At 43.8% G+C, this 14802-nt stretch carries 13 protein-coding genes; 7 read left to right on the top strand and 6 right to left on the bottom strand.

Translation table 11 applies throughout. The features are described from left to right. Positions 1 to 3: 3 nt before the first annotated feature. On the top strand, positions 4 to 348 hold the full coding sequence (locus AAFX28_RS09770; protein ID WP_408687326.1) for an STAS-like domain-containing protein: 345 nt from the start codon (positions 4 to 6) through the stop codon (positions 346 to 348). Then, the gene (locus AAFX28_RS09765) at positions 345 to 926 is read left to right on the top strand and encodes a hypothetical protein (RefSeq protein ID WP_408687324.1); all 582 of its coding nucleotides are present in this window, start codon (positions 345 to 347) and stop codon (positions 924 to 926) included. The genes AAFX28_RS09770 and AAFX28_RS09765 overlap by 4 nt, the downstream gene beginning before the upstream one ends. Positions 927 to 982: 56 nt before the next feature. On the opposite strand, the gene AAFX28_RS09760 is transcribed toward AAFX28_RS09765, so the two are convergent. Then, positions 983 to 2200 carry a tyrosine-type recombinase/integrase gene (locus AAFX28_RS09760; RefSeq protein ID WP_408687322.1) on the bottom strand — a complete coding sequence of 406 codons (1218 nt, stop codon included), beginning with the start codon at positions 2198 to 2200 and terminating at the stop codon, positions 983 to 985. Positions 2201 to 2603: 403 nt separating this feature from the next. On the opposite strand from AAFX28_RS09760, the gene AAFX28_RS09755 reads away from it, so the two are divergent. Both AAFX28_RS09755 and AAFX28_RS09750 read left to right on the top strand, forming a co-directional pair. After that, on the top strand, positions 2604 to 4184 hold the full coding sequence (locus AAFX28_RS09755; protein ID WP_408687320.1) for a hypothetical protein: 1581 nt from the start codon (positions 2604 to 2606) through the stop codon (positions 4182 to 4184). Positions 4185 to 4327: 143 nt separating this feature from the next. Further along, a complete protein-coding gene (locus AAFX28_RS09750) occupies positions 4328 to 5305 on the top strand; it encodes a GGDEF domain-containing protein (RefSeq protein ID WP_408687319.1) in 978 nt (325 codons plus the stop codon). A gap of 90 nt (positions 5306 to 5395) precedes the next feature. On the opposite strand, the gene AAFX28_RS09745 is transcribed toward AAFX28_RS09750, so the two are convergent. Next, a complete protein-coding gene (locus tag AAFX28_RS09745) occupies positions 5396 to 7534 on the bottom strand; it encodes a M60 family metallopeptidase (protein ID WP_408687317.1) in 2139 nt (712 codons plus the stop codon). Positions 7535 to 7809: 275 nt separating this feature from the next. Further along, positions 7810 to 8220, bottom strand: a complete 411-nt coding sequence (gene zntR / locus AAFX28_RS09740; protein ID WP_408687316.1) for a Zn(2+)-responsive transcriptional regulator — start codon at positions 8218 to 8220, stop codon at positions 7810 to 7812. Positions 8221 to 8504: 284 nt separating this feature from the next. On the opposite strand from zntR, the gene purH reads away from it, so the two are divergent. Together purH and purD are read left to right on the top strand one after the other, a co-directional pair. Continuing rightward, on the top strand, positions 8505 to 10097 hold the full coding sequence (gene purH, locus AAFX28_RS09735; RefSeq protein WP_408687314.1) for a bifunctional phosphoribosylaminoimidazolecarboxamide formyltransferase/IMP cyclohydrolase: 1593 nt from the start codon (positions 8505 to 8507) through the stop codon (positions 10095 to 10097). 179 nt (positions 10098 to 10276) lie between these two features. Next, positions 10277 to 11566 (top strand): phosphoribosylamine--glycine ligase, encoded by a 1290-nt coding sequence (gene purD, locus AAFX28_RS09730; RefSeq protein ID WP_408687313.1) that lies wholly within the window; start codon positions 10277 to 10279, stop codon positions 11564 to 11566. Positions 11567 to 11637: 71 nt separating this feature from the next. On the opposite strand, the gene AAFX28_RS09725 is transcribed toward purD, so the two are convergent. Beyond that, entirely contained in the window at positions 11638 to 12330 is a 693-nt protein-coding gene (locus AAFX28_RS09725) for a DUF1481 domain-containing protein (RefSeq protein ID WP_408690854.1), read from the bottom strand. A gap of 90 nt (positions 12331 to 12420) precedes the next feature. Continuing rightward, positions 12421 to 12693 (bottom strand): nucleoid-associated protein HU-alpha, encoded by a 273-nt coding sequence (hupA, locus tag AAFX28_RS09720; protein ID WP_004410720.1) that lies wholly within the window; start codon positions 12691 to 12693, stop codon positions 12421 to 12423. Between the two features lie 330 nt (positions 12694 to 13023). Here hupA and AAFX28_RS09715 point away from each other — a divergent pair, with 330 nt between their 5' ends. After that, positions 13024 to 14136: a CNNM domain-containing protein gene (locus tag AAFX28_RS09715; RefSeq protein WP_408687311.1), complete on the top strand. Its 1113-nt coding sequence runs from the start codon at positions 13024 to 13026 to the stop codon at positions 14134 to 14136. 44 nt (positions 14137 to 14180) lie between these two features. Here AAFX28_RS09715 and AAFX28_RS09710 read toward each other — a convergent pair whose 3' ends face one another. Continuing rightward, positions 14181 to 14768: a YjaG family protein gene (locus tag AAFX28_RS09710; RefSeq protein WP_408687310.1), complete on the bottom strand. Its 588-nt coding sequence runs from the start codon at positions 14766 to 14768 to the stop codon at positions 14181 to 14183. Positions 14769 to 14802: the final 34 nt, after the last annotated feature.

Here is a 14802-nt window from a genome sequence, read left to right as displayed (position 1 = left end):
GCTATGAGAATCGATGTTGCTCAAGTCGTAGGTAAAACCGCGGTATCACGTGATGGCGGCCTAAAACTCAAAAGTGCACTTGATGAAGGAATGCAAGGTGGTGAAAAAGTTGAATTGGACTTCCAACAAGTCCAAGTGTACGCGTCACCATTTTTTAATACTGCAATTGCTCCATACCTAGGACAAATGAAGTTTGAAGAGCTTAGAAATAAGGTAAGCTTTGAGAATCTATCTCCTGTAGGTAAACGACTTCTAAATCAAGTCATCCACAATGCTATCGAGTTTTATTCGAAAGACCAAAACGAACAATCGGTTTTAGAAGAAAAAATAACTAAGGGACTCGAGTGATGGGGATCATTTTAGAAAGCTCAACGTCATTCCCCGTTAAAGAGAAAATTTTGCTTGATACTAATGTCCTATATTGGCTGACATATGCGAACTCAAGAGTATTCCCTAGCAGGTTAAAACCTCAGGAATACCAATTGGAAGAATACCCTAAGCTATTCCAAAAACTCTTAGAACACGAAAACGAGCTATTCTTTTCTAATTACTCTATTTCTGAGTTAGCAAGTATCATAGCTAAAGTTGAAGCCTCGCTAAGTGGCAGAGGCTTTGACTACGAACGAAAAAAATGGCTTAGAGAAGAAAATGGTAGAGAGACTGTCGTGAAAGAGCTTACAGTTGCTGTAGAAACGATTGAATCATGGGCGGAACCATTAGCCTCTCACCCACCGTTATCGTCCAATGAGTACTTAAACAAATATGCTCAAGTCCATCTTGACGGTTATGACATTAACATTGAGAATGAACTGACAAAAAATCAACTTAGTTACGTACTAACTGATGATATTGACTTTATTAGCGTAGATTCACTCAAAGTTATCACCGCAAATAGAAGGCATCCTAGAGCAATGGTTATTAGATAATAACCTAACATACCACCAAGTTGCACAAGTGATTAGAATTAATACAAATTAGGGCATCAAGCCCTAATTCTTACTACATTTACACACGTATTATTCTCACTTATCAAATACTCGCACCAAGCTTCCAAAGCGCGCCTTTTCTCTAAAATATATTGGCTCCTGTTATAAACAGCAATTACACCACCTAACGTATGCCCAAGTAATTGTTCTACGACATGAATAGCGACACCTGAGTCATTAAGCCTAGTAGCGAATGTTCTACGTAAATCATGCAATGTCCATTTCTCGGAATGCCCTAGTTGCTTCCACAACATCCTTCCTTTCTGGCTCACGGCTTCAGGTTGCTTCAGTTCCCCTAGTATATAATCACTATTACCGCTAGTGGCTTTAAGTTCTTGCAACCAAGGTGCTAATGACTCCGGAATTGGACGCACTATCTTGTCATTGGTTTTGCTGTGAGCTTTAGGCACAGTCCAAAGCCTCTGTTCAAAATTCCACTCAGACCACTTAGATAAACGTACTTCTTGCGTACGTGCGCCAAAAACCACCAGCAACCGAATCAAATTACGATAATAAGGAAGATGTTTTTCGCATGATGTCATTTGCCAAACATCCATCAGCTCAGAATCAGTAAGGCAGCGGTCTTTTTTATTTTGCTTATTGCCAACATCAGTCGTAGTTAAATCATCCAGTACACGGCTGGTGGCATAACGTCGAACTCTACAAAACCTCAAGGCTTGTTTAGCATTTTGGAGCACATACCCAGCTGCAACAGGTGCTGGACGTTGTTTACCTTGTATACCTCTTTTAACTCGGTCAAAGCACTCCAGCCAGTGTCGCGTTTCCGTCTGCTCTAATGGTAAGTGTCCAATGTATGGATACAAATGACGTTCAAATTGCGCTCTGTGTTTACCTGCATTAGCCCTATTATCCTCAGCATACTCCACTAACCAGTACTCTAAGGCTTCTTTAACAGTAATTGGCTTAAGAGTTGCCGAGCGTTCTAGCTCGCGCTTGAGCTTAGGATCATGACCATTGGCAAGCCACTCTCGACATTGTTTAGTTATATCTCTCGCTTTCAAAATTGAAAGGTCCGGATAATCCCCCAAATCTATTCTTTTATTTTTTCCTTCGACTTTATAACGGAACTGCCAGCGAACTTTGCCTTGTGGCGAAACTCTAGCACCCAAGCCGTTCCCGTCTGAGTAGACGAGCGTTTTCTCTTGGGCTTTGTTTAGAAGGGATTTCAGTTGTTTATCGTACAGCTTTGCCATGTTTTCCTCTCTGGGTACAAAACCACTCAATATGTACCCCTATATGTACACGGAGTTAACCACAAAAATGAAAACAAACCAATACAAACAAATACGATAAAACCAAACAAGCCCTTATATTAAAAGGACTTTGCGCGTCACGTTAATACAAATCAAAACCAACTAAAACAATAGATTTGATAATACGGCATGAACTAATCGTTCATTCGGTACCAAATTTCAAAGCCAAACTATTCTCAGTTTGGCTTTTTACTTTCTAGAACTAACTATCATGGAATAAATCAGCACTTAGCCGTTGCGTAATGCTCCTGTCTTAGATAACCTTAACAATATACAGAATGAAATGCCATTTATTGTTAAGATGAGAAAGATAGCACCTATCAGACTAGCGTTAATTAGCACGATGCTTATTGGATGCGACTCCACTAATTCTACGTTAGAGCTGAGTCAACCAGTCCACCCCCCAGCAGCTTTCAATATCGTAGACATCAGTTCAGAAGGAAATGATGTACGATTTACTTGGAGCACTTCAGAAGTTGTCAGCCAGTCTTCCTCAAAATATACAGTCTGTATAAAAGAACTTAGTAAAGAAGATCAATGTACCCCTTTGGCTACAGGGTTTAATGTTAATTCATTATTAGTCACTTCACTGAGCCCTCTATCAGCGATTGAGCATGAATTCTTTGTTATACATGAAAATGCAGCTGGTTCTGTGTCATCGAATGAAGAAACACTTTCAAGCAACGTCGTCACTAACATTATTCAATATCTAAAAGCTTCTAACTCAGGTAATAACCTAGCGAATGGTGACAAGTTTAGCTCAGGGATAAGTCTAAGCGGTGACGGTCTAACTCTTGCCATAGGAGCCCCAGAGGAAGACTCTGACGCCTTAGGGGTCAACGGTGATAAGCACAACGAAATACGTTCAAACTCTGGCGCTGTCTATATCTATCGATATGACAATGGTCGCTGGATAGAAACCGACTACATAAAATCTTCAGGTGCTGAAATTGACGCTTTTTTTGGAAAAGCACTAGAGTTGAATCACGATGGTAGTCGTTTAGTTGTCGGTGCAGACGCGGAAAGTAGTTTTGAAGGAGCTGCTTATGTTTATTACTTTGATGGCTATTCATGGACTGAAGAAGCACATTTAAAAGCCCCTACTCCAACTTCTGGTGATAGCTTCGGTGAAAATGTCACCATTGATGCTGATGGTGAGACTCTTGCTATTGGCTCTAAGTACGCGGATTCATGGAAAGGAAAAAGCTACATTTTCACGCGAAGCGGGAACAGTTGGTCCCTAGAAAAAGAGCTATCAATAACCCCTGTTCAAAGTAATGGTGTCTTTGGCGACACGGTAAATTTAAGCGATGATGGTAAGTTACTCGCTGTATCGAGTCCTGGCGATAATACTAATGCCACCTCCAATGGAGCTATTTATCTCTATCGTAAAGTCAATGGCAATTGGGTCAACGAAGCTCAACTACTCACCTCGAATAAAAACAGGTCTCTGAACTCTGGTTTTAGCATGACATTAAGTGGGGATGGTCGGACAATTGCTTCGTCAACAATGCAGACTAATAGCGGTGGCACTATATTCCTCTTCACTTATGATGGTGCCTCTTGGAGTGAAACTGGAACCTTACAGGCACCAAATAAAATGAAAACTGATCGGTTTGGGTTTTCACTCGACCTCAATCATGATGGTTCCGCTCTTGCGGTAGGTGCTACTTATGAGAACTCAGATTTTACCGGCATAAATGGAGAGAAGGATAGCAACGCGAATCAGTCAGGAGCCGCTTACATATTCAAAAACTCGAACGGCATCTGGCAGCACAATCATCATATCAAAGCTTCAAACACTGGTAATGGGGATGAGTTTGGCTACTCAGTGTCACTGACATCTGATGGAGATCATTTAGCTGTTGGGGCTATAAATGAAGATGAATACAGCACTAATTCTGGCGCTGTTTATATATACTAAATTTATCGGAATGCACGGCTTACCAATATTGTTACGAGAAATGTCATGTGGTTAAACATTCACCAAACTGTGATCCATTACGATTGCACCCTACTTTAGTCGATATATAATGGCCTATTACGTCTACGGATAGGTCCATCTACATGGTTGATACGCAAAGAGAAGAATGGCTGAGCCTGCTCCTTAATGAGCTGCCAGAACGTCTGATCGTTATCAACGATGAAGGATATATCGTCGACGTTTTCTCTGAGAGTACTCACACAGGTGTCGAATTCCAGATCAACTCTCAGCAAGCGTTTTATCAACTCGCACCTAGTGCTATCTCTCATCAGCTTAAGTCTGCTTTTGAGTACACTCTCGCTAAAGATAAGCGTAGCCACTTTCGTTATTCCCTAAGCCCCAATCAACTTTTGCACCTGTCTATCGAAGCATTACAATCATGGTGTGAAGTCGAAGAGCGCTGGTTTGAAGCCTCTTTTAAGCCGGTTACCCTTTCAAATGGTACACGATATGTACTCTGGCAAGACAAAGAGATCACACAATCATTCCTTCATGAAGCTGAACTGAAAAGATTGGCTGAAACCGATGAGCTGACCGGTATTTTAAACCGTCGTGCTTTTATCCAGGGATTAGAGTGTGAATTCGACAAACCCTCTCAATCACTACTCTCATGTCTAATGATCGACATTGACCACTTTAAAGAGATTAATGATCAAGTCGGGCATTTATCGGGAGATGAAGTCATCACGCAAGTAGCACAAATTTGTCATGGGCAGATCCGTTCGAGTGATTATATTGGTCGCTTAGGAGGGGAAGAGTTCGGCGTTGTCTTAACCCATACCAACGCCATTCAAGCTTACGATATTGCAGAGCGGATTCGTCAATCCATCGAGTCCACTCCTTGCCGAGTCGATGATCATATCATTTACCCCACTGTCAGTATTGGCATTGCAGAGCTCAACAGCCAAGTTTCTTCAGTAAGGGAATTATTGGTTCAAGCGGACAAAGCCATGTACTACTCAAAACAGACAGGCCGTAACCAAGTGACCTTGTATTACGACAACCTGCCTGAAATCAAAACCAACACTGAGTTAAAAGCTAAAATTCTTAAAGCTTCTTAGTCTCTCGATTAAAATGCCTACACTCTAAGAGACTGCTCAGCCGTATCAAAGCAGAAGCATTACTACTTCTGCTTTGATTGTTTTCAATGACTAGCAAGAAGAAGCATCAGCAGGTCGCCATACTCCCCATTGACCTGTAGAGCCGGGCTCCTCATTTTTAGTCCACCAATGGTTAACCCAATGCCCACCATTCCAACTAACCACGTTGTTCGGTTGCGCGTAGGTTTTACCCGCCTCCCATGTTGGGCACTTAGAGTCCGTATCCGGTAAAGTCACATCGCCGTGCTCTTCAGCGTTCTGGGTGATATTCACATATGACGTATGACTCAAGCGACCATCACTCACCGTCAAACTAAATTTGTACTGGGTCGTTTGTTTCACTTCAGGGAAAGTCACTGACGTGGATGAGCTGGCCTGGTTGGCAATATTTGCAATTGGAGAGTATGGAGAAACCTGTTGCCAATGATGACTCAACGTATCGCCATCAGCATCATATGACATTGAGCCGTCAAGATTGATGCTCTGTGAACCTGTCAATTCCACCGTACTCGCTTGAATATGCGAGACAGGTGCTTGATTACTGTCTACACCACCGTCTTGACCTTCATTATCAGCACAACTTGGTGAACTCACCTCACGCCAAACTCCCCACTGGCCTGTGGTTCCTGGCTCTTCACCACGAGTCCACCAGCCATTTTCCCAAGTGCGATTGTTCCACTCAACAACACTGCCTGCAGCCGCATAAGTTGTCCCCGGCAGCCAAACATCACACGAAGTAACCTGCCCGTTATCTACTTCCCCAGTGTCAGTGTCAGTGTCAGTGTCAGTGTCAGTATTACCATCGCTCCCTTCTCCGATAGCGTAACTGTATTTGATATCGCTATCTCTATTCTCCCAGATAGGGTCAACTAACACTTCTAAGTTCTGCTGGGTTAACCAATAGCGAGTGTCAGAGCTCGGTGATAGTCCCCAAGCTTGGAAGAAAGGTGTTAAGTCATAACCACTGGTCAAGCTCGCATACCGAATAAAGGTTTGTTGCTTATCAAAATCTGATGTCGGTCTATGAGACGGTTCTAAATCTCTATAACGCTGACCGAGGTTACGATAAAACGCTTTGCCAAAAGTCAAATCAAGCTGCCAAAACATAGCTGCTTTATCAAACAGATTACCAATGCTGTTGTAGTCGATGCCCTGCGTATTTAAAGTTGGGATAACTCGATCCCAGTTGCCGCTTGCCTCCAAACGAGACTCATTGCCCAAGGCTCGTTGTACATACAAAGAGGTTAAGTTAACCGTTACCTCAGTAAGACCTTTCCATGTCATTGATGGGATCTGAATAAGGTGACCGTATTCATGCCATGGCCCCCAACTTTTTTTAAACTTGTCAGCATCAATGACATCACGAATAGATCCTTTGCTTGACGCTCCCAGACGATAGCGCCATGCAAACATATAGCCATATGACATTGCCCCATCGGTATAGTCAACGAAGTGGACTCGTGGTTGGCTATCAGCACTTGGCCAAATTGACGTGTCGTCCAAACCATACTGCTCTCGCCCTAATCTTATTACCTCTTCCCATGTATTCAGCATTTCAGTCGGTTTATTTGTATATTTAACCGCATTCTCTCGAATAACTGTTGAGAAAAAGTTGTCACTGACGAAATGAACATGAGGCGCATCCGGAAACGCATCTAACATTCGCTGTAGATCACCATCTGAATGCTGGCCTAGAACAAACATCGGCATTGCTCGTCCACCACTTTTCAGCGTAACTTCAACATTGGCACTCACAACCGATTCGTTGTTCGTCACAATGTAAATTTCGCCATCTTTGGTGACATCAATGGTATTCAATCCCGGTTGTAGTGCTACTCTTTGGGCTCCTGTGTAGCTATACGAACTGTCTTTTCGATTATGAATATAAATCTTCGGACTTACTCCTGAGCTTGATTTAAGCTCAACAACAAGACGATCTCCGACTTTCGCCCAGAACCCAGTTGGCTGCAAAGGAGAGAGTTCAAAATTCAGTCCCAAATTACGTTTGATACGATGGACATCTCCGAATTGAAGTGCAGGGATTGTACGAGACGGCATAATTGCCCTTTGTACAAAAGTTTGAACAGAAGCTTGCGTCCCCTCACTTGCTGCAACGACTGCAGTCGCACTCCCTAATAGTCCCAATCCTAAAGCGGCAGAAACCGCATAAGTAATTAACTTCTTTTCCATTAATACATCCTGAAAGCTGGTAAACATTGTCCGGAATGCTAAAAACGATCGAATCATTCTTGTCTCAAGCATTCATATTCATGCCGTTAAGGCGTTAACCTAACGAATCACAAACAACGTCTTGTTTATTGTTCAGCGAAGTAAGAGAACATTGGAACCTAAGTTTTTAATCCGAATTAGGAACGCTCCGCACATTTTCTGACAGATAGAACATCCAGAAGTAAGGAGAATACGAAGGACAAAAATGGGAAAAAGATGTCGGTTGCAGATTGGGGCTACGCACCCTTATCATCCAATGCCGCGAGAATAGAGCAATGGCTGGCGTCATCATTGTCATGACCGCAGCAAGCATCATTAATTTTCTTTAGAGCAGTACGTATCCGCGTCAACTCATTGATTTTTTCGTCAATCACATCCAACTTGGCACTCGTGATTGCTTTCACTTCAGAACAACTATGCTCTGTCGCTTCTAGCTTTATACTCAATAGCTCACGAATTTCTTCAAGACTCAACCCTAAGTCTTTCGCTTTTAGAATAAAGCTGACTTGTTTCTGGTTCTCTTCATTGTAGAGACGATAGCCTGAATCACTACGACCAGCGGGTTTGATCAATTGGTTTTTCTCATAAAATCGCAGTGTATCGGCTGTCACATTACAGCGTTTTGCCAGTTCTCCGATCTGAAACATAACTTTTCCTATTAACTGTTTCGTTACTTTTTACCGATAAAGACAAGCTTTTTGCAATTATTTTTGCGATGCCAAACGATTGCGCGAGCTTTTTTGTAATAAATTAGTTAGAATGTGCGCCATCAAACTCAGAGACTAGTTTATCACCAGTATTTACTGGAAAGGTCTTTACCAAAACTGGCTAATATTCTGCTCTTCTAAACCCTAGATAAGTAGAAACAAGTTCACTTTTGGCAAATATCTTTATCTTTCATATTAACTCTGTGACTTTGAGGAATTGAAGCATGACTAACGCTCGTCCTATTCGCCGCGCTCTAATCAGCGTATCAGACAAAACTGGTATTGTTGAGTTTGCACAAGCTCTAGCTAACCGTGGCGTTGATATTCTATCAACTGGTGGTACGGCTCGCCTACTAGCAGAAAAAGGCATCTCTGTAACTGAAGTATCAGACTACACTGGTTTCCCAGAAATGATGGACGGTCGTGTTAAGACTCTTCACCCTAAAGTACACGGTGGTGTTCTGGGTCGTCGTGGTCAAGATGATGAAGTGATGGAAACACACGGTATCAACCCAATCGACATGGTTGTAGTAAACCTATACCCATTCGCAGAAACGGTAGCAAAAGAAGGTTGTACACTAGCGGACGCTGTAGAGAACATCGACATCGGTGGTCCAACAATGGTTCGTTCAGCGGCTAAAAACCACAAAGACGTAACTATCGTTGTTAACGCTCACGACTACGACCGCGTTATCGCAGAAATGGATGCAAACGAGAAATCTCTAACTCTAGAGACTCGTTTTGACCTAGCTATCGCAGCATTTGAGCACACAGCTTCTTACGATGGCATGATCGCTAACTATTTCGGCACTATGGTTCCATCTTACGGTGAGAACAAAGAAGGTGATGAAGAGTCTAAGTTCCCTCGCACATTCAACCAACAATTCGAGAAGAAGCAAGACATGCGCTACGGTGAGAACAGCCACCAAGCAGCAGCTTTCTACGTTGAAGCAAACCCTGAAGAAGCATCAGTATCTACTGCTCGCCAAATCCAAGGTAAAGCACTGTCTTACAACAACATCGCTGATACTGACGCAGCCCTGGAGTGTGTGAAAGAGTTTGACGAGCCAGCATGTGTCATCGTTAAGCACGCAAATCCATGTGGTGTAGCACTAGGTAAAGACATCCTAGAAGCTTACGACCGCGCATATAAGACTGACCCAACATCAGCATTTGGCGGCATCATCGCGTTCAACCAAGAGCTAGACGCAGCAACAGCATCTGCAATCGTTGAACGTCAATTCGTTGAAGTCATCATTGCGCCATCTGTTTCAGCTGAAGCGGTAGAAATCGTAGCGGCTAAGAAGAACGTTCGCCTACTTGAATGTGGCGAGTGGACAACTAAGACAACAGGTTTTGATGTTAAGCGTGTTAACGGCGGCCTACTGGTTCAAGACCGTGACCAAGGCATGGTAACTCTAGATGACCTTAAAGTGGTTTCTAAGCGTCAACCAACAGCAGAAGAGCTAAAAGATGCCCTATTCTGCTGGAAAGTTGCAAAGTACGTGAAGTCTAACGCGATTGTTTACTCGAAAGGTGACATGACAATCGGTGTGGGCGCAGGCCAAATGAGCCGCGTTTACTCTGCGAAAATCGCAGGCATCAAAGCTGCAGACGAAGGTCTACAGGTTGAAGGTTGTGTAATGGCATCAGATGCGTTCTTCCCATTCCGTGACGGTATCGACGCGGCGGCAGAAGCTGGCATTAAATGTGTGATTCAACCGGGTGGTTCTATGCGTGATGATGAAGTTATCGCTGCAGCTGATGAGCACGGCATGGCGATGATCTTTACCGGAATGCGTCACTTCCGCCACTAATTTCCTCTTCGTATTTGGCACTGTGGCTTCGTTAACTGCTTTCGCCCACCCCAGTCACATAGCGAGCTATGCTCCTGGGGATGGACTCAATTGTTGCCTAGCCACATCACCAACTACTTTGAGTAAAACTTATAATTTGTTTTTTAAATATTCCGATATTTGAAATTAAGGATTAAAACATGAACGTACTTATTATTGGTGCTGGCGGTCGTGAGCACGCTTTAGGTTGGAAAGCAGCACAAAACCCAAATGTAGAAACAGTATTCGTTGCACCTGGTAATGCAGGTACTGCACTTGAGCCGAAGCTTGAGAACGTGAACATTGGCGTTGAAGCAATTTCTGAACTGGTTGCTTTCGCTCAAGAGAAACAAATCGAACTAACAATTGTTGGTCCTGAAGCGCCACTCGTTATTGGTGTGGTTGATGCTTTCCGTGAAGAAGGCCTACCTATCTTTGGCCCTACAGAAGCAGCAGCACAGCTAGAAGGTTCAAAGGCGTTCACTAAAGACTTCCTTGCTCGCCACAAGATCCCAACAGGCGCTTACGCAAACTTCACAGAGATTGAGCCAGCTATCGCTTACGTTCGTGAGCAAGGCGCGCCAATCGTAGTCAAAGCGGACGGCCTTGCAGCAGGTAAAGGCGTTATCGTTGCGATGACTCTTGAAGAAGCTGAAGACGCAATCAAAGACATGCTAGCTGGCAACGCATTTGGCGAAGCAGGTAGCCGCGTAGTTATCGAAGAATTCCTTGAAGGTGAAGAAGCAAGCTTCATCGTGATGGTTGATGGCCAGAGTGTTCTACCGATGGCCACCAGCCAAGACCACAAACGTGTAGGCGATAAAGATACTGGCCCTAACACAGGCGGCATGGGTGCTTACTCTCCTGCTCCAGTGGTTACTCCAGAAATCCACGAGCGCATCCTAGAAGAAGTTATCTACCCTACAGTACGCGGCATGGACGCGGAAGGTCACCCATACACAGGTTTCCTATACGCTGGCCTTATGATCGATAAAGACGGCACGCCAAAAGTTATCGAGTACAACTGCCGCTTCGGTGACCCAGAAACGCAGCCTATCATGATGCGTATGGAGTCAGACTTGGTTGAGCTATGTCTAATGGCTATCGACGAGAAGCTAGATGAAGCAGAGTCTAAATGGGATCCACGCGCTTCTATCGGCGTTGTTCTAGCAGCTGGCGGTTATCCAGCAGACTACGCAAAAGGTGATGTAATTTCACTACCAGCAAGCGAAGTTGAAGATCAGAAAATCTTCCATGCGGGTACAGCAAACAACGCAGAAGGCGAAGTTGTAACTAACGGCGGTCGTGTTCTTTGTGCAACAGCACTAGGTAACAGCGTTTCTGAAGCACAAGAAAAAGCATACGCACTAGCGAAGCAAGTTAGCTGGAATGGTATGTTCCACCGCAACGACATCGGCTACCGCGCAATTGCTCGCGAGCAAGAAAAATAAACGACAATATCAGTTGGCTTAAATAGAAAAGGCGCTCAATGAGCGCCTTTCGTTTATCTGGAAGCAGTTCGTTACTCTTCAATCAAGCTAGGACGCTCAATACAATCATAACTATCATCAGACAGCATCAACAACTCTTCAACCACGACTTTATTGCTGCGCGTTGAACCGATAAAGGCTGCATAGCTATCTACTGAAGCCAAGCGGTTCACAACGAAGCTCGGTAAGGTCTCATTAAATTCGACTTGCTCATAGCTTTTACCTGAGCATGTATCAAACGTAGAGCCATCCCAGTAGCCTTGTATCAGCCTTGTTCCATTGCTGCTTTGCTGTTTACTAATATCTGGGATATTGCGAGCTTCTTGCTTCAACCAAGCAATTTTATCCGCTTTGAGAGGTAGTACTTTACCGTCAAGACGATATTGCTGATAAACCGCATCTCCACCTTTGTTAAAGCGCACATGGATACGATATGGCACCAAAGCACCATCTTTTAACTGTTCACCTTCACGAATCAGCTCTCGTAGCTCTCCTTCATCCCAACGATAGTCGGTCTTGTATGAGCCATAGTCACCGGCAACTACATAATCCGCCGCCGTATAAGGAAACGTTAAGCGCTCGGTATACCAGTACAAGCTTGTGGCATCACCCATAGTTTGCCCGCCAGTATAGTTTGAGAACTGGTCAAGGTTTGGCGTCGAGACACTCGATGAGCAGCCAATAAGCAAAGAAGCAATTAGTGAAGGAAGAAGAATTTTTTTCATAGTCATAAAACAAATATACGCCAAGATAGGGAAACTACCTTGGCGTATTATATACAATATCGAGTGCTAAACTCTGAAATCAGTATTTAATTATTTTACTGCGTCTTTCAGTGCTTTACCCGCTACGAATGCAGGAACGTTCGCTGCAGCGATTTGGATCTCGTCACCAGTTTTAGGGTTACGGCCAGTACGTGCTGCACGGTGGTTAACTTTGAATGTACCAAAACCAATTAGTTGAACCTGGTCACCCTCTTTAAGTGCACCAGTCACACCTTCAAGAGTAGCTTCAAGAGCAGCTTTAGCTTGTGCTTTAGATAGATCTGCTTTCTCTGCGATAAAGTCGATTAATTGGGTCTTGTTCATTAGGTTTCCCTTCTCATATGTTATCGAATTCAACTCACTCTAAATCATAAATGCCCCATCTGGCAAAGGTTTGTAAGCGATCTTTCGCTTTCATGACGTACTTTTAACCATAATCTGAGCATTAACTCACAATTTGTTACTTTGACAGGAATAGTTAATACTTGTTTTTAACCTGCTTAGGCCTTATTTATAAACTAGCTAGAGCTCGTAAAGCCTGATAGTGCGGGGCTTAAAGCGAATACAAAATGTCCACTTCGACAATGCGCAGGCACGAAAAGTCATCCTTTTCATGCAAAATTAGAAGTGGGTATAACCTGATATAGGACACTTATGTTGTTGCTAACTATATACGTCTCTGTTGCGATTGGCGTATCGTTTATCTGCTCCGTTTTAGAAGCGGTTCTTCTGAGTATCTCACCAAGTTATATCGCTCAACTGCGTCAGCAAGGTCACCCTGCGGCAGACGCGTTGGCAAAATTGAAAACAGACATCGACCGTCCACTGGCTTCGATCCTAACTCTAAATACAATTGCTCACACGATTGGTGCCGCAACAGCCGGTGCGCAAGCAGCAGTGGTATTTGGTAGTGAGTGGCTGGGTGTATTCTCTGGCGTATTAACACTGGGCATTCTAGTACTGTCTGAAATCGTTCCTAAGACTATTGGTGCGACATACTGGCGTCAGCTTGCCCCTATGGCAGCAACCACATTGCGCTGGATGGTATGGGCGCTAACACCGTTCGTGTGGTTCTCAGAGCAGATCACTAAACGCCTAGCTCGTGGTCATGAAGCACCGAAGATGCGTGATGAGCTTTCTGCGATGGCTATTTTGGCAAAAGAAAGTGGCGAGTTTGCGGAAGGTGAATCTAAGATCCTGAATAACCTACTAGGTATTCAAGATGTACCAGTAACGCAAGTAATGACACCTCGCCCTGTTGTGTTCCGAGTGGATGCTGAGATGACAATCAATGAGTTCTTAAATGAGCACAAAGAGACACCATTTTCACGCCCGCTGGTTTACAGCCAGTCAAAAGACAACATCATTGGTTTTGTCCACCGCCTAGAGCTATTTAAGCTTCAGCAAGCAGGCAGCGGTGAGAAACAGCTTGGTGCGGTTATGCGCCCGGTACACGTATTATTTAATACGATAGCTCTACCAAAAGCGTTTGAGCAGATGATGGCAAACCGCCTACAGCTTGCAATGGTGGTCGATGAGTACGGTACAATTCAAGGTATCTTAACCCTAGAAGACGTCTTTGAGCACCTAGTTGGTGAAGAGATTGTCGACGAGGCTGACCGCACCACAGACATGCAAGAACTGGCGTTTGACCGCTGGGAGAAGTGGAAAGAAAAGCATGGTGTTATCGAAAATCGTGATGACGACGATGATGAAGAGCTAGAAAAGCCGCTAACCGCTGATGACTCGAAAGAAAGCAAGTCATAGATACAATAAAGGGAGCCGAAGCTCCCTTTATTTTTTGAATCACTTTACAAGCTAACGCCAATATTACTCACGCCTTCATCACGCAGTTCTGCACGTAAATCTTTAATCAGGTCAATATCACGTTCTTCTGCTTCACGTAACGGACGGAAAATGGCCCATTGCACATCCCACTCACCACAAACTGCTTCATTTTGTTTCTGGTTCTCGTTCGTCACTTCTTCACCCGTTTGGGCTTCTTCAAGTTGAGCAACCGTCATCACTGATTGCTGACTTACTTTGTGCATGTTTTCAAACAAGTAGTCTCGGTCTAGCAAGCCATGGAGTAGGTGCGACAAAGATACACAAGCATCAATTGCAGGGTAAACTCCGTAAAAGTCAAAATCTTCAGAAGAAGGAATAATCTCTTCTAGCTTTTCCAACTGACGCTCAAAGTTCACTTTTGCTGTTTTAACAGTAAGCTGCTCCCAAATGCTGTCCAAAACATCACGATAAACACGCGCCTCGGCAAACTCTGTGCTATCACAAAACATTGCATAGTTTGGGTACATACGTTCACACAGGCTCGCCATAAAGGTAATCTGTTTCCATGGTTCTAACTTCTCAAGACGAAGCTGAAGAGGATTCTGTAGCATAGAGACTCATTGGTTGAGAATAAAATAGACAGCG

The organism is Vibrio sp. TBV020 (genome assembly GCF_046056895.1).
Classification (GTDB): Bacteria; Pseudomonadota; Gammaproteobacteria; order Enterobacterales; family Vibrionaceae; genus Vibrio.
This window is presented reverse-complemented; position numbering and strand designations above follow the sequence as displayed.

Bases quoted from the DNA above. Each gene is read 5' to 3' on its own strand.
- AAFX28_RS09745 (WP_408687317.1), bottom strand. From the start codon at position 7,534: ATGGAAAAGAAGTTAATTACTTATGCGGTTTCTGCCGCTTTAGGATTG.
- purD (WP_408687313.1), top strand. From the start codon at position 10,277: ATGAACGTACTTATTATTGGTGCTGGCGGTCGTGAGCACGCTTTAGGT.
- purH (WP_408687314.1), top strand. From the start codon at position 8,505: ATGACTAACGCTCGTCCTATTCGCCGCGCTCTAATCAGCGTATCAGAC.
- AAFX28_RS09755 (WP_408687320.1), top strand. From the start codon at position 2,604: ATGCTTATTGGATGCGACTCCACTAATTCTACGTTAGAGCTGAGTCAA.
- AAFX28_RS09760 (WP_408687322.1), bottom strand. From the start codon at position 2,200: ATGGCAAAGCTGTACGATAAACAACTGAAATCCCTTCTAAACAAAGCC.
- AAFX28_RS09750 (WP_408687319.1), top strand. From the start codon at position 4,328: ATGGTTGATACGCAAAGAGAAGAATGGCTGAGCCTGCTCCTTAATGAG.
- AAFX28_RS09715 (WP_408687311.1), top strand. From the start codon at position 13,024: ATGTTGTTGCTAACTATATACGTCTCTGTTGCGATTGGCGTATCGTTT.
- zntR (WP_408687316.1), bottom strand. From the start codon at position 8,220: ATGTTTCAGATCGGAGAACTGGCAAAACGCTGTAATGTGACAGCCGAT.
- AAFX28_RS09770 (WP_408687326.1), top strand. From the start codon at position 4: ATGAGAATCGATGTTGCTCAAGTCGTAGGTAAAACCGCGGTATCACGT.
- AAFX28_RS09725 (WP_408690854.1), bottom strand. From the start codon at position 12,330: ATGAAAAAAATTCTTCTTCCTTCACTAATTGCTTCTTTGCTTATTGGC.
- AAFX28_RS09710 (WP_408687310.1), bottom strand. From the start codon at position 14,768: ATGCTACAGAATCCTCTTCAGCTTCGTCTTGAGAAGTTAGAACCATGG.
- hupA (WP_004410720.1), bottom strand. From the start codon at position 12,693: ATGAACAAGACCCAATTAATCGACTTTATCGCAGAGAAAGCAGATCTA.